The sequence below is a fragment of the Streptomyces sp. NPDC046712 genome, from assembly GCF_040645695.1.
Classification (GTDB): domain Bacteria; phylum Actinomycetota; class Actinomycetes; order Streptomycetales; family Streptomycetaceae; genus Streptomyces.
Genome location: NZ_JBEYYW010000038.1, coordinates 19,103 through 38,760, shown reverse-complemented (window position 1 = coordinate 38,760; position 19,658 = coordinate 19,103). Strand labels below are relative to the sequence as shown.

The window sequence follows — 19,658 nt, the reverse complement described above, 5'->3', positions numbered from 1 at the left end:
GTCAGTTCTCCTCGTCGGTCGTGAAGGGGTCGGCCGCCTCCGGCCTGACGGCGCGCCAGACGACCAGGTCGGTCGGCCGCCCGTCGAGTCGCAGGAACATGGCGGAGCGGATCTCCGGGTCGACCGGCAGCGCCTTGACCGCCCGGGCGAACGCGCCCCGGTCCGCGGCCAGGTGGGCGACGCACTTGTAGGCGTCGTCGATCGCGCTCTCGCGGGCGGCCGCCTCGTCCTCCAGCCGGGCGATGACCCCGCGCACCCAGGTGTCGAACTCGTCCGGCACCTGTTCCAGCAGGGCGTCCAGCGGCCGGCCGCCCGAGCTCCTGATGCCGCCGAGTTCGGCGACCGAGCAGCCAAGGCCCTGTGCCAGCCGCTTGACGGACATGCCGGCGAATCGCTGGATGCCGTGGCTGCGCCAGATGTCCCGCTCGGTGACCCCGGTCAGTACCTTGTGCAGCCGTACGTACTCGCTCAGCTTGGCCTTCGCGCGGACGCCCGAGGCGTACCGCAGGACGAAGCCCTCGGCGTCGGTGCCGGTGGCGGCACGGCCGCCGGGCAGCGTGTTGGACTCGGTGAGAGCGATCAGTTCGGTGAGGGACATCGCGGGCCAGGTCCGTACGACCGTGCCGATCTCCGTCCAGGCGGTGGCGGCCTCGGCCAGGGGCACCTCCGTGCCGTCCGGGCCGAAGGCGGCGAGGAGGACCAGGTCCCGGCGGTCGCCGTAGTCCACGACGATACGGTTCTGCGGGTAGAGGATCTCCGCGAGGTAGGTGACTCCCGGCGTCAGCGCGCTGGTGTCCCGGGCGTCGAGACGGCGCTGCGCCCAGGTCGCCTGCGTGCTGATGAAGGAGCCCTTGGAGGCCACCTGCCAACGGCCCGCGTAGTGGAAGATCACCGCGAGGCTGCCGTCGACCTTGTCGTAGACGTCGAACGGCTCGTCGGGCAGCGCAGGCGCGTAGGGCTGACCGGTCTCGTGTTCACCGACGTTGAAGAACTTCGGCAGGGGCAGCGCGACGATCTCCCCGGTCGTGTCGTCGGCGACCAGTCCACGGCAGCGCGTGGTCACCCGGTTCCAGATCCGCTCGTACTGGCAGGCGCGCGTGTACGTGTAGATCGACAGCGGCAGTTCGGGGTGGGCCTTGCGGGTGACGTGCCCGGCGTCGATCGCCGCCGTCAACTCCTGCGGCGGCAGCAGCTCCTGGAGAGTCAGGTAGGCCTGGCTCATGGGGTTCCTCCTGGTCAGTGGTGACTCATTGTCACCTGTGGAGGCCTCGAGCCGGCAATGCTTTTCCGGCGCCGGGGAGGAGGGGTGCCCGGCCGTGCACCCCTCCTCCCCGCTCACCGATCCGGGTTGGTCAGCCCGGGAACGGGACGTTGTTCTCGTCGGAGATCGGGTTGTGCATCACGCGCGTGGTGTCGCAGTACGACAGGGCGCCGGTGCTCACCTTGACCTTGCAGATCTCGAAGTAGGCGGAGGAGATCCAGCCGCCGGGGGCGGCGTACGTCGTCCAGGAGGCGGTGTCCTGGCCGGACGGGATCGTGCGCATCCGCCACACGATCTTGCCGTTCTGGCCGTTGGTGATGAGGCGCGCGCCGACGGCGTAGCCGTCGGTCTTCGTGTCCTTGAGTGTGATCTTGACGGGGTCCAGCTTGTCGATCCGCCAGCCGATCTCGAAGCTCCCGTAGTACGAGTAGTCCGTCGCCTGCACGGAGTCACCCGTGGTCGGCGTGGCGGCCGCGGCGGGCGTGGCGGCCAGCGGGACGAGCAGGGCGGCCACCGCCACCGAGCAGGCAGCCATGGCGTGCTTGAAACGCAAGAAATCCCCCAGAGATGAAGCTCAGTTGGTCTGAAGTGATCACTTTAGTGCCAACTTACGACTGCTCGACGCCGTCGCCTCCGGGGATGCCCAGCGACCTGACGAGCGCGGTCAGTTCCGCACGGAAGAGCTTGTCCGGACTGACGGTCTGCGAGCGCAGGTGGCCGTAGATCTCCAGGGAGACCAGGCCGTGCAGATGCCCCCAGATCCGCAGGGCCAGGGCCACCCCGGCGGGCGGGAGTTCGGGAAAGGCCGGCCGCACCTTGGCGAGCAGGCCCGGATCGAAGTCGGGCCAGTCGAACGCGTCGGCCGGGTAGAGGGCCGCGGCGTGCGGCCAGGACGCGTCCGCGAGACCGGCGAGGCCGGTGCAGACGCGGCGCGCGGCCTCGGGTGCGGGCCCGCCCTCGGGCGGCCGGTAGCCGGGGACCGGGTCGCCGTAGACGAGCCGGAAACCCTCGGGGTGCGCCAGGGCCCAGCCGCGGAACGCGTCGGCCCACGCCTGGATCCGGACGGCCGGCCCGGCGGCGGGGGCGGCGCGCCAGGCAGTGTCCACGGCGTCGGCCAGAGCTGTGTAGACATCGTCGATCAGGGTGGTGACCAGGTCGTCGCGGGTGGCGAAGTAGCCGTAGATGGCGTTGGCGGTCATTCCCATCTCGCGGGCGATGGCCCGCAGCGTGATCGCGTCCGGGCCTCCTGAGGCCATCAACTCCAGCGCGACCCGCTTGATCTCGGCGGTCGTCTCGGCCCTCAGCCGCTCCCGGCGCCCACCGGCGCTCCCTCGTCCACTCACCACGGACGTGACTCTACAGCGTCACGTCACCTCACATCGTGCGGTAACTTCACGCCGTATAGTTTTCGCATGCCGTGAAGGAAAGACAGGGGAGAGTCATGCACATCGGAGTCATCGGAGCCAGCGGCACCATCGGCAGCCGTGTCGTCACCGAGGCCCTCGACCGGGGGCACCACATCACCGCGCTCAGCCGTGACTCGGCCCCGCACGCCGCCGGGGAGACCAGGCCGGGTGTCGTCTGGCGGAGCGTCGACGTCCTGGACCCCGCCGCCGTCAGCGGCGTATTGCCCGGCCTCGACGTGCTGATCAGCGGCTTCCAGCCGGGGAACGCGGCGGTCGACCTGGCGGACACCCTGCGTCGTTCCATCGCCGATCCGACGCTCTACGCGCGCGCCGCCCGCTCGCTCGTCGAAGCGCTCGCGACACATCCCCGCACGCGCCTGATCGTCATCGGGGGCGCGGGGAGCCTGGAGACCAGGCCGGGAGTCGTACGGGCCGACTCCGACCCGCTCCTGCACGAGACGCTCGATCTGGTCGGCCTGCCGAGGGAGTACGCGGCGGCCGTACGCGGCCACCGGGACGCCCTGAACGTGCTGCGCACCTCCAACCGGCTGTGGACGTACTTCAGCCCGGCGGAGAGCATCGCCCCCGGCGAGCGCACGGGACGCTTCCGCGTCGGGGGCGACCAGCCGGTCCTCGACGCCGACGGGCTCAGCCGGATCTCCGCGGAGGACGCGGCGGTCGCCCTGATCGACGAGGCGGAGCTGCCCCGGCATGTGCAGCGGCGCTTCACCGTGGGCTACTGACACGCCGGAGCCGGGTCCGCGGGGGTCGTCCGATCGGATGACCCCCGTGTCGACCGGACGGCTCTCCGCGGCGACCCGCTGGGCCGACGGTCGCGGGGCTTCGGCGGACCCAGGATGGATGAGGCGAGCGGACCCGGGAGGAGGCGCTCGTGGGCGGCCGGAGCGTACCGACTGCCTCCGCCCACCGCGAAGGGACGAAACCGTGATGCCGACGGCCACGCGAAGGAGAACGTCCATGCACACGTCCACGCACGCGAACGACCGGCTGCTGCTCGCGGCGGCACACCGCGGGGACACGGCCGAGATCCGAGCCGCGCTCGACGCCGGCGCGAACGTCGAGAGCCGTGACGGCGAGCACCGCACCCCGCTGCTGCTGGCCGCGCGGGCCGACCACGTGGCCGCCGCGGAGATCCTGGTCGACGCGGGCGCGGACCCCGACGCGCGGGACGCTCAGGACGACACGCCCTGGCTGGTCACGGGAGTCACGGGCAGTGTGGACATGATGCGCGTCCTGCTGGCGGCCGGCCCCGACCTGCGTCTCACCAACCGCTTCGGCGGGACCTCGCTGATCCCGGCCGCCGAACGCGGCCATGTCGCGTACGTACGGGCCGTCCTGCGCGAGACCGACATCGACGTGGACCACGTCAACCGGCTCGGCTGGACCGCACTGCTCGAAGCGGTGATCCTCGGCGACGGCGGTCTCCCCCACATGGAGATCGTCGAACTGCTGATCACCGCGGGGGCGGACCCGCTGCTCGCGGACCACGACGGCACGACGCCGCTCCAGCACGCACGCCGGCACGGGTTCGACCGGATCGCCGGTCTGCTAGAGGCGGCTTCGGCGCGCGCGGGCTCCAGGGGACGGGAGACCAGCCGATGAGCCCCCGCCGTCCGTGGCGCGCCGCGCGCGTCCTCGTGCCCGCCGCCGCGGTCGCGGCCGTCCTCGCCGGCTGTGCGCCCGGCGCCGGTGCCGGAGCCGCGGACGCCTCCGGCTCCCCCTCGGCCTCCGCCGGCGAGGGCGCCGCTCCGACCGGCTCGGCTGCGGCCTCCCCCACCCCCGAAGGGGCCCTCCTCGTCGCCGACTTCGGCGCCGACACGGTCACCTTCGTCGACCCGGAGCGCGGCGCGCTCGGCTCCGTCGAGGTGGGGACCGCGCCCTACGGACTGGTCGTCGGCTCCGACGGACGCGCCTGGGTGGCCACCGCCGAGGGCGTCGCCGTCGTCGACACCCGGACCCGGGAACGCCTCTCCCTCATTCCGTACGAGACCGACACCGGCCCCGTGACCACCGGCGAGTACCGGGGCGGCGGCATGGGCATCGCGCTCTCCCCCGACGGGAAGCGGGTGTACGTCGGCGTCAACGTCCCGGGCGGCAACGGCACCCTGGAGGTCATCGACACCGCGAGCCGCGAGGTGACCGCCACCGTTCCCGTCGGCCGGCGGCCTTTCGACGTCGACGTGTCGCGGGACGGCTCCGAGGTGTACGCGACGGACCACGACTCCTTCGACGTCACGGTCGTCCCGGCCGACACGCTCGAACCGCGGCGGATCGAGGTCGCCCCGTACGGCACCGAAGGCGGCCTCGGCTCCTGGCTCAAGCCGCACTACACCGTCGTCCGCCCCTCGGACGGCAAGCTGCTGCTCCCCTTCGAGGGCGAACGGCTGGCGGTGGTCGACCCGCGGACCGGCCGCTCGGAGATCGAGCCGATGACCGCCGACACCCACCAGCACGGCGCCACGATCACACCCGACGGCACCCTCCTCGTGGTCGGCACGGGTCCCATCGACCCCGCCGAGGACGAGGGCCCCTCCCTCACGGTCCGCACTCCCGGCGGCGCCGAACGGGTCCACCCCCTGGACGGACCCCATGAGGACGTCACCGTGTCGCGCGACGGCCGCACCGCCTACGTCACGGGCGGTTTCACCCGGGACGGTTACTGGAACGGCATCACCGTGGTCCACCTGGAGACCGGGGACACCCGGCGACTCGCCGCCGGGGAACGCCCGCTCGGCATCGCTGTCCTGTAGCCACGCCGGCCGCTGCCGGGTCGGGCACGCGTGGCCACGCCGCCCGTCCCCGTCCGGCACGGCTGGCCACGCCGCCCGTCACCTCCTCCGGCACGGGAACTGGTTCCGTTCGTGCCGCGTCCTCACCCCGGAAAGGGGTGCGATGGAGGCGAACAGAAGGACGCGGGGGCTGGTCACCGGGGCGGTGCTGGCCGTCGTCGGCGGACTGCTGCTGTTCTCCTCCTCGGTGCCCCGTCTGCCAGGGAACGTGATGAGCCTGGTGGAGACCTTCCTGCCGTGGCTGGGCCTCGCCGTCCCGGTCGGGCTGATCGTCGCCGCCGTCCGCCGGTCGGCTGTCGCCGCGACGGCCTGCCTGGTCGTCGCCGCCGTCTGGGTGGGGGTGTTCCGGGCGGCGCTGCCGACCTGGGCGTCCGGCACCCCCGCCGCGTACGACATGACCGTCGTCCAGCACAACGTGAGCGACGAGAACACCAGCCCGTCCCGGGTCGCGAAGATCCTCCTCGCCCCGGACCCCGATGTCGTCGCGCTCCAGGAGCTCACGGAGTCGAGCCTGCCCGCGTTCCGTATCGTCCTCGGCCGGACCCATCCGCATCACGCGACGGTGGGGACGGTCGGGCTGTGGTCGAAGTATCCGCTGACGGAGATCGGGCGGGTCGACATCAGACCGCGTGCGGTGGGCAGCGGCTGGGATCGCGGGCTCCGCGCCGTCGTGCACACCCCGCACGGGGAGGTGGCGACCTATGTGGCACACCTGCCGTCGGTCCGGGTGCGGCCCGCCGAGGGGTACGCCACGGGATGGCGCGACGAGAGCGCCGGGCTGCTCGGCCACGCCCTCGCCGGGGAGCGGGCCGCGACGGTGCTGGTCCTCGGCGACCTCAACGGCACCGCCGACGACCGGGGCCTGGATCCCGTGATGAGCCAGGTGCGCGGCAGCCGCGGCGAGTTCGCCTTCAGCTGGCCCGCCGGCGTGCCCCTCGCCCGCATCGATCACGTGCTGTCCCGCGGCGCCGAGGTCACCACGACATGGACCCTGCCCGACACCGGCAGCGACCATCTGCCGGTGGCCGCGCGCATACGGTTCTGACGTCCATGCGGTTCTGACGGTTCGGTTCTGACGTCGCCACGCGGCCCCCGCCGCCGCCGGCGCGTGCGTCCGTCATCCGGTCGGTCGCCCCGGATTGGCCCGTGCGGCCCGGTCCGGAGAGGCTGGTGCGGGTACCGCGGCACTGCGGCACCCCCACCCCCGCGAGGAGACGGCCGATGTCCGCGACTCCGTACCGCTACGACGATCTGAGCGCCCTGTTCGTCAACTGCACGCTCAAGCGCTCCCCCGAGGTCAGCAACACCGAGGGGCTGATCGACCGCAGCCGTGCCGTGATGGAGCGGCAGGGCGTGACGACCTCGCTGGTGCGGGCCGTCGACCACGACATCGCGACCGGGGTGTGGCCCGACATGACCGAGCACGGGTGGGAGTCGGACGCCTGGCCGGAGCTGTACAAGCAGGTCATGGGGGCCGACATCCTCGTGCTGTGCGGTCCGATCTGGCTCGGCGACAACAGCTCGGTGATGAAGTGTGTGATCGAGCGCCTGTACGCCTGCTCCAGCCTCCTCAACGGTGAGGGGCAGTACGCCTATTACGGCCGGGTGGGCGGCTGTCTGATCACGGGGAACGAGGACGGGGTCAAGCACTGTGCCATGAACGTGCTCTACAGCCTCCAGCACCTGGGCTATGTGATCCCGCCGCAGGCGGACGCGGGCTGGATCGGCGAGGCCGGGCCCGGACCGTCGTATCTGGAGGAGGGCTCGGGTGGCCCGGAGAACGACTTCACCAACCGCAACACCTCGTTCATGGCGTGGAACCTGATGCATCTGGCGGGGATGCTCAAGCGTGCGGGCGGCGTCCCGGCGCACGGCAACCAGCGCTCGGCCTGGGACGCCGGCTGCCGGGCGGACTTCCCCAACCCCGAGCACCGCTGACCCGCGTCTGAGCACACCTCCCGGACGCGCGCGGACACCCCCTCAGGAGTCCACCCACCGGGCCGTTTTGGATTGTCGGACGATCATCCCTACGATCCGGCAGATGATCACGAGAAAACGGCTGGCGACCGGAGCCTGCGCGCTGCTCGCCGCCCTGGCCGTCGGGCTCGTCCCGACCGGCGCCGCCGCCGACGAACCGGCGGCCAAGGAACCCCCCAAGGTCGAGCTGGTCCTCGACGTCAGCGGCTCGATGCGGGCCCGCGACATCGACGGCCAGTCGCGCATGGCCGCGGCCAAGCAGGCCTTCAACGAGGTGCTCGACGCGGTGCCCGAGGAGGTGCAGCTCGGCATACGCACGCTCGGCGCCGACTACCCCGGACAGGACCGCCAGAAGGGCTGCAAGGACACCCGGCAGCTCTACCCGGTCGGCCCGCTCGACCGGACCGAGGCGAAGACGGCGGTGGCCACGCTCGCCCCCACCGGCTGGACCCCGATCGGACCGGCCCTGCTCGGGGCGGCGGAGGACCTCAAGGGCGGTGACGCCACCCGCCGGATCGTGCTCATCACGGACGGGGAGGACACCTGCGCCCCGCTCGACCCCTGCGAGGTGGCGCGCGACATCGCCGCCAAGGGCATCCACCTGACCATCGACACCCTGGGCCTGGTGCCGAACGCCAAGATCCGGCAGCAGCTCACCTGCATCGCCGAGGCGACCGGCGGCACGTACACCTCGGTCCGCCACACCGAGGAACTCTCCAAGCGGGTCCGACAGCTGGTCGACCGCGCCGCGGACCCGGTCGTCACCCCGGTGGCCACCGAGGGCGCCGAGCGCTGCGCGAACGCCCCTCAGCTCAAGCCGGGTCTGTACACCGACCGCCAGACCTTCGGCCGCCACCGCTGGTACCGGGTGGACGTGCTGCCCGGGCAGGAGCTGCGCGCCTCGGTGAGCGTGGCGGCGGACCGCGCCGTCAACAACGACTACGGCGTCCTGCTGCGCGCGGTGACGGTGCACGGCCGTGAGGTCGTCCGGGGCTCCGAGGCGGGCGACGGACGCACGGACGTCATCTCGACCGGACTGCGCTACCCCAAGCCGCCGCTCGACGACGTCGACGGAGACACGAAGCCCGCGGCGGAGACGGTCTGTCTCCAGGTCGCCAATTCCTTCTCGGCGCCGCCGTCGGTGAAGACGACGCCCGGTATGCCGATCGAGCTGACCGTGGACCTGGTCGACGCGCCCGACGAGGCGTCCGATGTGGCCGCCTTCGGTCTCGGCCGCGGCTGGTGGCTGCTCGGCGTGCTGGTACTGGCCGGATTCGTGGGCGGTCTGCTGTGGGGCTGGCTGTCCCGCTGGCGCGTCGCCGTCTGGAGGACCAACTGATGCGTACCGTACGCGCGCTGACCACCGCCCTTCTGGCGGGCGCCGGGCTGTTCGGTCCGGCGGTCGTGCCCGCCCTCGCGGACTCCCCGTCCCCGAGCGGCAGCGCGAGCGCCGCCGCGACGGCCGGGCCGACGGAGGCAGGCACGACCTTCCGTACCGCCGCCTTCTTCCGGCAGGGCCAGCAGGCCACCGCCGAGGCCTCCACGGGTGACTACCTCTACTGGGTGTTCCCCGCGGACACCGGGCAGCGGCCCACCGTGACCGCCTCGGTCGCGCTTCCCGAGGCCGCCGCCCGGCACGGCGCCTCGACCTGGCGGATCGACGTCTACGACGGCCTGCGCCGCCGTCAGCCGTGCATGTACGGGATGCAGTCCAGGGCCGCCGCGAAGGACGCCACATCCGTGGAACTGTCCTGCACCCTGCGCACGGTCCGCCCCTGGGCCGACACCTGGGACAACGATCCGCTGCCCGGCAGCTACTACGTCCGGCTGACGGTCACCGGCCTGCCCGAGGACGACCTCGGCCAGCCGTTCACCGCCCGCGTGGGCGCGGTCTCCGCCGAGCAGGGCGGGGCGTACGCGGGCGGCGGCTCGCTCGCCGCGCCGCTGGTACCGGGCGCCACGACGGAGGACGCGATCGCGGCCGACGTTACGTCGGCTGTCGAGGCGCGGGCTCCCGAGGACGGCTGGTCCTCGGGCTGGTGGTCCGACCGCTGGGTCTGGACCGCGGTCGGCGGAGTCCTCGGCGCGCTCGCGGGTATCGGCGGGTACTCCCTGACGCGGGGCTCCGGCCGCCCGTCACGGGTGCCGCCGGCCGTCTGACGCGTGCGAGCGGCCGCGGGTGTCGTCGTACGACGCCCGCGGCCGTTCGTGCTCCCCCGCGCGTGTCAGAGTCCGGCGGGGCGGACCAGTCCCGTGTCGTAGGCGTAGACCGCCGCCTGGGTGCGGTCGCGCAGGCCGAGCTTGATCAGGATGCGGCTCACATGGGTCTTGACGGTCTGCTCGGCGACGACCAGCCGGGTGGCTATCTCGGCGTTGGACAGACCGTGGGCGATCAGGCTCAGCACCTCGGTCTCGCGCTCCGTCAGGGCGCCGACCCGGTCCTTGAGCGGGGTGCGGGGTCCGGCGCTGAGCCGGGAGAACTCGGCGATGAGGCGCTTGGTCACGTTGGGCGCGAGCAGCGCGTCGCCGGACGCCACCACCCGTACCGCGTGGGCGAGTTCGTCGGCGGAGGCGTCCTTGAGGAGGAAGCCGGAGGCGCCGGCGCGCAGGGCCTCGTACACGTACTCGTCGAGGTCGAAGGTGGTCAGGACGAGCACCTTCACGGTGGCGCCGGCGGGCCCCGTGATACGGCGGGTGGCCTCGATGCCGCCGGTGCCGGGCATCCGGATGTCCATCAGGACGACGTCGGGGGCGAGTTCGGCGACCTTGGCGACGGCGTCGTCGCCGTCCACGGCCTGACCGACGACCTCGATGCCTGGCTCGGCGTTGAGCAGTACGGTGAAGCCTTGACGGACCATCATCTGGTCGTCGACGACGAGAACCCGGATCGTACTGCTCGTCATGTGCCGTCCTCGCAGGTCTCGGTGGGAAGGGTGGCGGTCACCTCGTAGCCGCCGTCCGGGGTGGGTCCCGCGGTCAGTTCGCCGCCCAGCATGGCGGTCCGCTCGCGCATGCCGAGCAGCCCGTGCCCCATTCCCGGCGCCTGCGGGGCGGATGCGGCATCGGCGGGGCGGGACGGTGGGGTGTTGGCGATCCGGAGGGTGATTCCGTGGGGAAGATACCTGGTCTCCACCCGCACCCGCGCCCCCGGCGCGTGCCGCATGGCGTTGCTCAGCGCCTCCTGGACGATGCGGTACGCGGAGAGTTCGACGCCCGGTGAGAGCGCGTGGCGTTCTCCCGTGGTCGCCGCGTCGACGGTGAGGCCGGCGGCGCGGACGTTGTCGAGGAGCTCGTCGAGCCGGTCCAGGGTGGGCTGCGGGGCGTGCCGTACGGCGTCGGCCGCCGCGTCCTCGGCGCGCAGGACCCCGAGGACACGGCGCAGTTCGGTCAGCGCCTCGACGGCGTTCTGGCGGATGCCGGCGAGGTTCTCCCTCAGCTCGGCGGAGGGGTTCTCGACGAGATGCGGGGCGACCTGGGCCTGGATGGAGATGACCGACATATGGTGGGCGACGACGTCGTGCAGCTCGCGGGCGATCCGTCCACGCTCCTCCAGAACGGTGCGTCGGGCCCGCTCCTCGGCGGTGAGGACCTCCTGTTCGACGAGCCGAGTCCGCGCCACGCGGCTGATGCGCAGCGAGGCGCCGACCACCGCCGCGGTCGCGAAGGAGAGGGTGCCGCCGGCGAGGTCCTCGTTGTGGGGGAAGCCCGTGGGCACCACCGTGTGGGCCGCTCCGGTCAACACAGTGATCACGAAGGTGGCGACCGTGACCCGCAGGGGGACGCGCAGAGCGAGCAGCAGCACGATGAAGGTGTGGACCACGATGCCCCAGACGCTCCAGGGCCACACCATGTCGGGTCCGACGGTCGACTCGCCGATCTCCGCGGTCAGGAAGAGGGAGACCGTGGAGAGCCACCAGGCGGGCACCGGGCGGCTCAACGCGAGGACGAGGGCCGCCGCCTGGAGGACGACGAACAACTGCATGGGCGCCGAGAGCACGTCCATCGCGTTGCTGTACCCGGCCATGTTGGCCACGCCCGCGACGACGGCGAGCAGCACGAGGTGTCCGTGCGGCAGCCAGCCGAACCACGCCTGACGGGGCAGCGGATCGCGGGCCGTCGTCCACAGGTCCTCGCGCAGAGCGCGCGGTGCTCCCCGCAGGCCGGCGATCAGCGTCCGCCCGTAACCGTCCCCCACCCGTTCCCCCTTGTCCGCTGCGTCCACCACCCTAGGCACGTCGGATCTCCTTCCTCGCGGCAGGTCGCCGCTCGCGAGCGGGGCGGTGACCACCCTGTTCGTACGCACGGAACGCGGCGACGCACACCAGCAGCGCGAGCGGGAAGAGCGGCAGCCAGGCGAGTCTGGCCAGGACCCAGCCGTACCCGTCGGGCACGGTGTGCAGCCCGGGGAACGGCCCGTGGCCCAGGAGTTCGCCGGCCAGAAGTCCGGTGGCGGTGACGGCGATCATCGCCGTCTGGTGCCAGAGGAAGACGGTCATCGCGCCGAGGTTCAGCAGTGCCACCGCGGTCCAGGCGACGGGCCGGCGCAGGGCCCGGCGCAGCGGGCCGAGGAGCAGGAGGGCTCCGCCGCACTGGGCGAGGCCGAAGGTGACGGCGGCGAGGGTGGGCGGGTTGAGGTTGGATATCGGCGCGCCCGGCACACCGACCATGGAGGCGGGGTAGCCGGCGAACAGCACGAGGAGGGCGGTGGCGGCGACTCCGCCGAGCAGCAGCACCCAGCCGGTCGTGCGGTCCTTGAGTCCGTGCCGGGACCAGGCCGCGCCCAGGCAGTACGGGACGAGCCAGCCGGCGGCCACGTTGACCCAGCCGAGCCGGTCGGGCCCGTCGAGGCCGTAACGGATCAGGTCGACATGGAGGACGACGGCGAGCGGCCACAGCGGATGCACCCGGGCGACGAGGGGGGTCGCCGCCGTGAGCGCGGCGAAGACGAGCAGGAACCACAGCGGGGAGAGGACGAGTTTGCCCAGCGTGTACAGGGTCTGCCAGGGCACGCCCGCGGCGAGCATCGCGAGCGTCGCGACGGTCCATACCGCGAGCACGGCGGCGACGGGCCGGAAGAGACGTTCCAGCCGGGCCGCGAGCCAGCAGCGGTAGCTCTCCTGCCGGGCTCGGGCGGCGGTGTGGCTCCTCGCGGCCACCTGCCCGCCGACCAGGAAGAAGACGGCCAGGGTCTGGAACACCCAGGAGACCGGGGTGAATTCGGGCAGGTGCTGCAGCGGGCTGGCGGCCCGGACCGTGCCGCTGTCGGCGACGAGGGCGGTCACGAGCCAGTGGCCGAGCACCACGCCGAGGATGGCGAGGGCGCGCAGGGCGTCGAGGGCGCGGTCGCGGTCCGGTGGGGTGGCGGCCTCGATACGGCGGACGAGTTCACGCATCGGCCGGGTCCCGTCCTTCGACGATGCGGGCGAGGTTCTTCAGCGGTACGGAGCCGGGAGCGAGGTAGTCGCTGTGTCCTCCGGGCCCGGCGTCGAAGATCCGGGCGCCGAACTCCGGCGAGAGGGGGTCCGTGCCGAATCCGAGCTCTCCGAAGGGCAGGGGCAGGCGGAGGTGGGGCACGTGGGCGATCCAGTCGGACTCACCGCGCCCGGCCCAGACGGTGGCCGTGGTCCGCAGGTCCGCGGCGCTGTCGGCGCCGGTTCCCGGGCTTCCGTAGAGGACGATGCCGGCGACGGGGAGCCCGGGCGCCGCCTTGGCGCAGACGACGGAACCGTAGGAGTGACAGAGGAGGGTGAGGCGGGCGGCGGGCTTGGCGGCCCCCAACTCCCCCATGAAGTCCCGGAGAGCGGGGGCGGCCTCGTGGGCCCGCCCAGGGGTGACGGCCGACGCGCTCGCGGTGGCGGGGGTGCGGTAGCCGAGCCAGGCGAGGACGGCGGCGCGCTCGCCCAGCTGCCGCTGGAGTGCGACGGCGCCGTTCCGGAATCGCTCGCTGCCGAGCGCCGTGTCCGAGCCGGGGACGAGGACCGCGATGCGTTCGGCGCCTGCGAGGTCGCCGACGACCTCGACGCTGCGGCCGCCGTCACGGCCGTCGAAGGAGAGGAAGTGCCGGGTCGGGCCCGCCATGGCGCGCAGGGTGGTGGCCCTCTTCCGGTCGCCGTAGTCGGCGGCGGTCCGTTCGGCGGCGCGGAGGGCGTCCCGGTTGGCGGCGTACCGCTCGTCGAGGCTCGCGGCCGTGGCCGGGGCGAGGGGGCCGAGTGCGGCCGGGGCGGGTGCCGGGACGGCGGCGGGGCGGGCGGCGCCCGCCGTCGGCACCGCCACGGATGCGGTGACGAGTGCGGCGAGCAGCGTGCGGCGCAGGCGGCGGCTGCGCGGGCGGGACGCCATGGTGTGGTCCTTCCGTACCGGACGAGGTGCTTCGTTCCGGTGCCGAACGTATGGATCACGCCCTGTAGTCGGCGTCCCGCCGGAGGGGACAGTCCGCGGGTAGCTCGGAAGTATGACGGGTAGGGGTCGCGGTCGCCGGAGGCGTGGGGCTCACGCGGCGGAGGTAGGGGTCGCGGCGGCGGGAGGCGTGGCGCTCACTCGGCGGTGCGGCCTCGGCGGGCGGGGAATGCGTGGGTGCGGGCGGCCGCGACGACGATCAGGACGGGGACGAGGAGCAGGAGGACGCTCCCGGGCAGTGCGGCGGCGCCGAGGAGGTCGAGGAGGAGTCCGCCGACGACGCCTCCGCCCGCCATGGCCGCGTTCCAGAGGCTGACGAGCAGGGTCTGCGCGGTTTCCGCCGCCTCGCCGCCGGCGTCGCCCACGGCGGTCTGCAGCAGTGTCGGTGCTCCGCCCCAGCCGAGGCCCCACAGGGCGGCGGCGGCGTGGACGAGGAAGGTGCTGTCGGCGGCCACGGCGAGGGCGCCGGAGGCGACCGCGAACAGCACGGTCGCGGCGAGGGTCAGGGTCCGCAGCCGGCGGTCGATGTGCAGGCCGGTGAACCAGATGCTCAGCAGGGAGGCGCCGCCGAAGACGAGGAGGACGAGTCCGGTGGAGCCGCCCATACCGAGGTGGCCCAGGAAGGCGGCCACATAGGTGTAGAGGATGGTGTGGGCGAGGACGAGGACGAGGGTGACGAACAGGACGGGCGCCACGCCGGGGACGGCGAGGGTCCGCCGGATGGGCGCCCGGCCGCCCCGGGGCTGTCCGGGGTGGTCGGGGACGGAGAGCACGATCCAGGCGAGGAGGACGACGGCCAGGGCGGTCATGACCAGGAACGTGACCTGCCAGCCGAGCGCGGCGCCGAGGAAGGTGCCGGCGGGCACGCCCAGGGAGAGCGCGACCGGAATACCCGTCATGACGACGGCGATCGCCTTGCCCTGGAGATGGACGGGCGCCAGGCGGCGGGCGTATCCGGCGAGCAGGGCCCAGGCGAGACCGGCGGCGACGCCGGCCGCGAACCGGGCGGCCATGGTGAGGGGGTAGTGGGTGGAGACGGCGGTGACCGTGTTGGCGACGGCGAAGCCCGCGACCGCGGTGAGCAGCAGGCCCTTTCGCCGCCGGCCGGCGGTGGCCGCGGTCAGCGGGATCGCGGTGAGCGCGGTCCCGATGGCGTAGATGGTGACGGACTGGCCCATGGCCGCCTCCCCGACGCCGAGGTCCGCGCTCATCGCGGGCAGGACGCCGGCAGGGAGGGTCTCGGTCAGGCTGGTGACGAAGACGGCGGTGGCCAGGGCGAGGAGGGCGGGCAGAGGTAGTTTTCCGGAGGGCCGCCGGTTCTCGGGACGTGCGGAGGAACCGGCCTTCGATGCCGTGTGGGTGCTCATGCCCCGTATGCTGAAACCTTCACATTGATGTGAAGGTCAAGCGGCATCTATGAGGTGGACCCCATGCGCATCGGAGAGTTGTCGGAACGCACCGGCACCCCGCGCAGACTGTTGCGCTACTACGAGGAACAGGGGCTCATCGTCGCCGATCGCACGCCGAACGGCTACCGCGCCTATGACGAGTCGAACGTGGACCGGGTCCTGCAGATCCGTGGACTGCTCGACGCGGGGCTGCCGACGCGGATCATCAAGCAGATCCTGCCGTGCCTCGACAAGCCCCGCGTCATCCATTTCCCGGACGCGACACCGGAGATGCTGGCCACGCTCGAGAACGAGCGCGACCGGATGACGGAGCGCATCCGCTTCCTGACCCGTAACCGGGACGCGGTGGCCGAGTATCTCGACGCCGTACGCGAGAAGTTGGCCACCGGGTCCGTCGGCGCGGGCTGAGCCGTCCTCAGCGTGCGGCCGGTCCGGTCCAGTCGGCGGGCACGCGCGCGAGGCGGACCCGCTGCGGGTGGTCGCCGACGGCGACCGAGGCGACGCGGCGGCCGGTGGCGAAGTCGATCGCCGTTACGCGGTCCGTGCCGCTCTCCGAGATGACGCAGGAGCGGCCGTCGCCGCTGACCGTGGCCCAGTAGGGCTTGGACGCCTCGACCAGCGGGCCCTCCTTCAGGGTCTCGCGGTCGACGACGGTGGCGTAGTCGTCCATCGTGGCGGCCACGCAGAGCCGCTTGCCGTCGGGGCTCATGGACATGCCGTGGTGGCGGGAGTCGTTGACCCACGTGGTGCGGTCCGGGTCGGTCGCCGGGTTCTCGGGGAGCGACTTGACGCGGGTGATGCGGTCGGCGGCGACGTCGTACTCGAGGAAGCCGTTGAAGAACGAGACCTGGAAGTAGAGCGTGGACTCGTCCGGCGTGAAGGCGACGGGGCGTACGGCGTCGGAGAGGTCCTTGCGGCCGAAGGCGTCGAGCCGGGCGCGCATGTCGACGACCCGGACCTGCTCGAAGGTGCGGGCGTCGACGACGGTGATGCGGCGGTCGCCCTTGGTCCAGTCCCAGAACGGGTCGTCGAGGGCGGTGGTGACCTCGCCGATCGCCATGTTCCAGAGGTAGCGGCCGTCGGCCGTGAAGACGTTCTCGTGCGGCTTGTCGCCGGTGGCGAAGGAGCCGATCTCCCGGCCCGTGGTGATGTCGAGGACATGCACCCTGTTGGAGGTGGAGGCCGAGACGGCGACCCGGGTGCCGTCGGGCGAGACGGCCATGTGGTCGGAGCGGAAGCCGGACACGGGGAAGCGCCAGTTGATCGCGCCCGAGCGGAGGTCGATGGAGACCACGTCGGCGAAGCTCGGCCGGGAGACCACCATCGCCGAGCCGTCCGGTGTGGCGTACATGTCGTCGACGAACTGGTCGTGCCCCTCGCCCGGCCCTTGCCTGATGCCCAGAAAGTACGCCAGCTTGACCGGGTTCAGCCCGATCTCCCACATGCGGCGCTCGCGGTCGGGGATGACGTTGATGCGGCCGATGCGCGCGAGGTCGCCGGTGGACTTGATGACATCTGCGGTGCCGTCCCAGTTGTTCCCCACGAACATCACCTCGCGCAGCCCGGCCGGCCGCGGTGAGTCGGCGGGCGGCGCGGCGGCGACGGAGCCGCCCCCCGTGACGGTGAGTGCGAGGGCGGCGGCGAGGGAGCCGAGCAGTACACGGCGCGCACCACGCGTCCGGGGAGCAGGCATGGGGGGTTCCTTCCGAGAGGTCGTGCGGCATCAACTGCCCCTTCGGCCAGGGCAACTTACCCGACGGTAAGGAGTTGTCGCGCTCGCGACAAGACTTCGGCGGCGTCGGTCACCGATTCTCATGGTCAGCGGCGCTCCTTGGTCTTTCCGCCGAGGGAGTCCTTCGCCCTTGGTCGGGAAAGCGCATTGCGTACGGAGGTGTCGACGGCTTGGGTTTCCAAGGTCAACACGGCACAGAAGGAAGCGAATGACACCCATGCTCGACGGCTGTACGCCCTGGCCCGAGGAGTTCGTCGACCGCTACTGGGCGGCCGGGCACTGGCATGGCAACACGCTGGACAACCTGTTGCGCGGCTGGGCCCTGCAGTACGGAGCGCGGACCGCGCTCGTACACGGCGACACCCGCCTCACGTACGCGAACCTGAACCGTCGCGTGGACCGGATGGCCGCCGGATTCCGGCTGCTCAACTTCCGGCCCGGGCAACGCGTCGTCGTCCAGCTGCCGAACGTTCCCGAGTTCGTCGTCACCGTGTTCGCACTGATGCGGGCCGGCGCGGTCCCCGTGATGTGCCCGATCACGCACCGCGCGGCCGAGGTGTCCCACCTCGTCCAGGTCACCCAGGCCCGCGGCTACATCGGTCCCTCGACGTACCGGGGCTTCGACCACACGGCGATGGCCGCGGACATCGCGGCCGGAGGACCCTTCCTGCGGCGGGTGTTCACCCTCGAGGCGCCGGGCACCTCGTCCCCGTACGGCGGCGGCTACACGACCGACCCGTCGGGCTGCCACTACTTCCCGCTGGGCTCCGTCGACGCCCCGCCCGCGCCGGCGCTCGCGCAGAGCGCCGGTCAGGTGGCGTTCTTCCTGCTCTCCGGCGACACCGCCGAGGAAGCGCCCCGGCTCGTTCCGCGCACCCACAACGACTACGCCTACCAGGCGCAGGCCGCGGCCGAGCTGGTGTCGCTCACCGAGGACGACGTGTATCTCGCCGCGCTTCCCGTCGAGTCCAACCTCACCTTCGGCTGCCCCGGGATCCTCGGCACCCTCTCCGTCGGCGGCACCGTCGTCCTCGCCGACAACCCGGAGCCCGATACCTGTCTGCCGGTCATCGGACGGGAGCGCGTCACCCTCACGTCGGTGCAGCCCGACGTCGCCCGACGCTGGCTCGACGCACTTCCCACGGCCCGGGCCGATGTGAGCAGTCTGCGTCTCCTGCAGATCGGCGGCGCACCCCCTCACCGGGCGACCGCCGAACGGATAGGCCCCGAACTGGGCTGCCGCCTGCAGCAGGTCTCCGGCAGGGCTGAGGGCCTGCTCACCCTCACCCGGCCCGCCGATCCGGACGAGACCGTGCTCGGCACACAGGGCCGCCCGCTCTCGCCCGACGATGAGATCCGCATCGTCGACATCGACGGCAAGGACGTGCCCGACGGGGAGCCCGGCGAACTCCTCGCCCGTGGTCCGTACACCCTGCGCGGCTACTACCGGGCGCCCGACCACAACGCACGCTCGTTCACCACCGACGGCTACTTCCGCACCGGCGACCTCGCGCACCGCACCCCGGACGGCGACCTGGTGGTCACCGGCCGCCTCAAGGACGTCCCGACGAAGCCCTGAGCGTGCGGAAAACGACCTAGCGGGTGTCCGACCCTGATCCGCCGGACAGGCCCTGGCGGCGCTTCGCCTCGGGGAGCGTCGCCACATCGCCCGGTTCGACGAAGACCGTCGGCACCTTGTTGTCCAGGACCACCCGGCCGAGCAGCTGCGCGAGCCGGTCGCGCTCCGCCGCGTCGAGGCCCGCGGGCAGCAGTTCGAGGCGGCGGCACGTCTCGGTGTAGAACTCGTCGGCCAGCCGCGCGCCCTCCTCCGTGAGCGCCACCCGCACGGCGCGGCCGTCCTCCGGGTCAGGCTCACGCCGTACGAGCCCGCGCTGGGAGGTCCGGTCCACCAGGCCCGTGAGGCTCGACTTCGCGAGGCCGAGCATCCCACCCAGTTCGCTCATGCCGTAGGGCTGCGGCATCAGCACGCACAGCAGCTGACCCTGCTGCGGCGTCAGGCCGTACTCACGACCGGAATCGGCGTAGACGGCGTTCACCAGGAACGACGATCGCACCAGCGCGGCGACGACGCCCATCTGCTCACCAACGGACTTGCCCATTCGGCCAGAATACGGCAGCGGCCCCCGCCGTACACGGCCCGTCGGCGAGCGGCGTCAGGGCATGCGGCGGGCTCCTGCCACGATCGCCTCACGGATTCGGTTATAGGTCCCACAGCGGCAGATGTTGCGGATTTCGTCGAGGTCGGCCTCGTCGATCTCGCGTCCTGCCTCGCGGGCCCTGCGGACCTTGGCGACCGCCGTCATGATCTGCCCGGGCTGGCAGTAGCCGCACTGGGCCACGTCGAGGTCGAGCCATGCCTCCTGCATCGGGTGGAGTTCCCGGCCGACGGTCGCGGGCAGGCCCTCGATGGTGGTGATCTCGTCGGTGGGGGCGATGTCCTTGACCGGGACGGAGCAGGGGTTGAACGCCTTGCCGTTGATGTGGCTGGTGCACGCCTGGCAGACGCCGAGCCCGCAGCCGTATTTGGGTCCGGTCACCCCCAGGACGTCCCTGAGCACCCACAGCAGCCGGACGTCGTCCTCGACGTCGGCCGTGACCGCCTTGCCGTTGAGGATGAAGGTGTGTTGCGGCACGGTGGCTCCTGGT

The 19,658-nt window shown here is 72.3% G+C and carries 20 protein-coding genes; 9 read left to right on the top strand and 11 right to left on the bottom strand.

Annotation, left to right across the window (positions count from 1 at the left end; genetic code table 11):
• Nucleotide 1: 1 nt before the first annotated feature.
• The 3 genes from ABZ939_RS33740 to ABZ939_RS33730 form a co-directional block, all read right to left on the bottom strand.
• Entirely contained in the window at nt 2–1,222 is a 1,221-nt protein-coding gene (locus ABZ939_RS33740) for a T4 RnlA family RNA ligase (protein WP_361863875.1), read from the bottom strand.
• Nucleotides 1,223–1,352: 130 nt separating this feature from the next.
• Complete coding sequence (locus tag ABZ939_RS33735; protein WP_361863873.1) at nt 1,353–1,814, bottom strand: hypothetical protein; 462 nt, start codon at nt 1,812–1,814, stop codon at nt 1,353–1,355.
• 55 nt (nt 1,815–1,869) lie between these two features.
• Nucleotides 1,870–2,607 (bottom strand): TetR/AcrR family transcriptional regulator, encoded by a 738-nt coding sequence (locus ABZ939_RS33730; protein WP_361863871.1) that lies wholly within the window; start codon nt 2,605–2,607, stop codon nt 1,870–1,872.
• 95 nt (nt 2,608–2,702) lie between these two features.
• Between ABZ939_RS33730 and ABZ939_RS33725 the strand changes: the two genes are divergently transcribed.
• From ABZ939_RS33725 to ABZ939_RS33695, 7 genes are all read left to right on the top strand, one after another.
• On the top strand, nt 2,703–3,410 hold the full coding sequence (locus tag ABZ939_RS33725) for an NAD(P)H-binding protein (RefSeq protein WP_361863869.1): 708 nt from the start codon (nt 2,703–2,705) through the stop codon (nt 3,408–3,410).
• 235 nt (nt 3,411–3,645) lie between these two features.
• The gene (locus ABZ939_RS33720) at nt 3,646–4,290 is read left to right on the top strand and encodes an ankyrin repeat domain-containing protein (RefSeq protein ID WP_361863867.1); all 645 of its coding nucleotides are present in this window, start codon (nt 3,646–3,648) and stop codon (nt 4,288–4,290) included.
• Nucleotides 4,287–5,438, top strand: a complete 1,152-nt coding sequence (locus ABZ939_RS33715) for a YncE family protein (protein WP_361863865.1) — start codon at nt 4,287–4,289, stop codon at nt 5,436–5,438. The genes ABZ939_RS33720 and ABZ939_RS33715 overlap by 4 nt, the downstream gene beginning before the upstream one ends.
• 142 nt (nt 5,439–5,580) lie before the next feature.
• On the top strand, nt 5,581–6,522 hold the full coding sequence (locus ABZ939_RS33710; RefSeq protein WP_361863863.1) for an endonuclease/exonuclease/phosphatase family protein: 942 nt from the start codon (nt 5,581–5,583) through the stop codon (nt 6,520–6,522).
• 176 nt (nt 6,523–6,698) lie between these two features.
• On the top strand, nt 6,699–7,415 hold the full coding sequence (locus tag ABZ939_RS33705) for an NAD(P)H-dependent oxidoreductase (protein WP_361863861.1): 717 nt from the start codon (nt 6,699–6,701) through the stop codon (nt 7,413–7,415).
• A gap of 103 nt (nt 7,416–7,518) precedes the next feature.
• Nucleotides 7,519–8,793 (top strand): VWA domain-containing protein, encoded by a 1,275-nt coding sequence (locus ABZ939_RS33700; RefSeq protein ID WP_361863859.1) that lies wholly within the window; start codon nt 7,519–7,521, stop codon nt 8,791–8,793.
• Entirely contained in the window at nt 8,793–9,614 is an 822-nt protein-coding gene (locus ABZ939_RS33695) for a hypothetical protein (RefSeq protein WP_361863857.1), read from the top strand. Before ABZ939_RS33700 ends, ABZ939_RS33695 begins: the two co-directional genes overlap by 1 nt.
• A gap of 65 nt (nt 9,615–9,679) precedes the next feature.
• On the opposite strand, the gene ABZ939_RS33690 is transcribed toward ABZ939_RS33695, so the two are convergent.
• From ABZ939_RS33690 to ABZ939_RS33670, 5 genes are all read right to left on the bottom strand, one after another.
• Entirely contained in the window at nt 9,680–10,357 is a 678-nt protein-coding gene (locus tag ABZ939_RS33690) for a response regulator transcription factor (RefSeq protein WP_361863855.1), read from the bottom strand.
• The gene (locus ABZ939_RS33685; RefSeq protein ID WP_361863853.1) at nt 10,354–11,688 is read right to left on the bottom strand and encodes a sensor histidine kinase; all 1,335 of its coding nucleotides are present in this window, start codon (nt 11,686–11,688) and stop codon (nt 10,354–10,356) included. Before ABZ939_RS33685 ends, ABZ939_RS33690 begins: the two co-directional genes overlap by 4 nt.
• The gene (locus ABZ939_RS33680) at nt 11,681–12,847 is read right to left on the bottom strand and encodes an acyltransferase (RefSeq protein WP_361863851.1); all 1,167 of its coding nucleotides are present in this window, start codon (nt 12,845–12,847) and stop codon (nt 11,681–11,683) included. The genes ABZ939_RS33685 and ABZ939_RS33680 overlap by 8 nt, the downstream gene beginning before the upstream one ends.
• On the bottom strand, nt 12,840–13,793 hold the full coding sequence (locus ABZ939_RS33675) for an alpha/beta hydrolase (RefSeq protein WP_361863849.1): 954 nt from the start codon (nt 13,791–13,793) through the stop codon (nt 12,840–12,842). The genes ABZ939_RS33680 and ABZ939_RS33675 overlap by 8 nt, the downstream gene beginning before the upstream one ends.
• Nucleotides 13,794–13,987: 194 nt before the next feature.
• Nucleotides 13,988–15,217 (bottom strand): MFS transporter, encoded by a 1,230-nt coding sequence (locus tag ABZ939_RS33670; RefSeq protein ID WP_361863847.1) that lies wholly within the window; start codon nt 15,215–15,217, stop codon nt 13,988–13,990.
• A 63-nt stretch (nt 15,218–15,280) separates the two neighbouring features.
• Here ABZ939_RS33670 and ABZ939_RS33665 point away from each other — a divergent pair, with 63 nt between their 5' ends.
• Nucleotides 15,281–15,667, top strand: coding sequence for a MerR family transcriptional regulator (locus ABZ939_RS33665; RefSeq protein ID WP_361863845.1), 387 nt, complete (start codon nt 15,281–15,283; stop codon nt 15,665–15,667).
• Between the two features lie 7 nt (nt 15,668–15,674).
• Here ABZ939_RS33665 and ABZ939_RS33660 read toward each other — a convergent pair whose 3' ends face one another.
• Nucleotides 15,675–16,952 carry a YncE family protein gene (locus tag ABZ939_RS33660; protein ID WP_361863843.1) on the bottom strand — a complete coding sequence of 426 codons (1,278 nt, stop codon included), beginning with the start codon at nt 16,950–16,952 and terminating at the stop codon, nt 15,675–15,677.
• Between the two features lie 247 nt (nt 16,953–17,199).
• Between ABZ939_RS33660 and ABZ939_RS33655 the strand changes: the two genes are divergently transcribed.
• Entirely contained in the window at nt 17,200–18,570 is a 1,371-nt protein-coding gene (locus tag ABZ939_RS33655) for an AMP-binding protein (protein WP_361863841.1), read from the top strand.
• Between the two features lie 16 nt (nt 18,571–18,586).
• Here ABZ939_RS33655 and ABZ939_RS33650 read toward each other — a convergent pair whose 3' ends face one another.
• On the bottom strand, nt 18,587–19,087 hold the full coding sequence (locus tag ABZ939_RS33650) for a MarR family transcriptional regulator (protein ID WP_361863919.1): 501 nt from the start codon (nt 19,085–19,087) through the stop codon (nt 18,587–18,589).
• Between the two features lie 78 nt (nt 19,088–19,165).
• The gene (locus ABZ939_RS33645) at nt 19,166–19,645 is read right to left on the bottom strand and encodes a (2Fe-2S)-binding protein (protein ID WP_361863840.1); all 480 of its coding nucleotides are present in this window, start codon (nt 19,643–19,645) and stop codon (nt 19,166–19,168) included.
• Nucleotides 19,646–19,658: the final 13 nt, after the last annotated feature.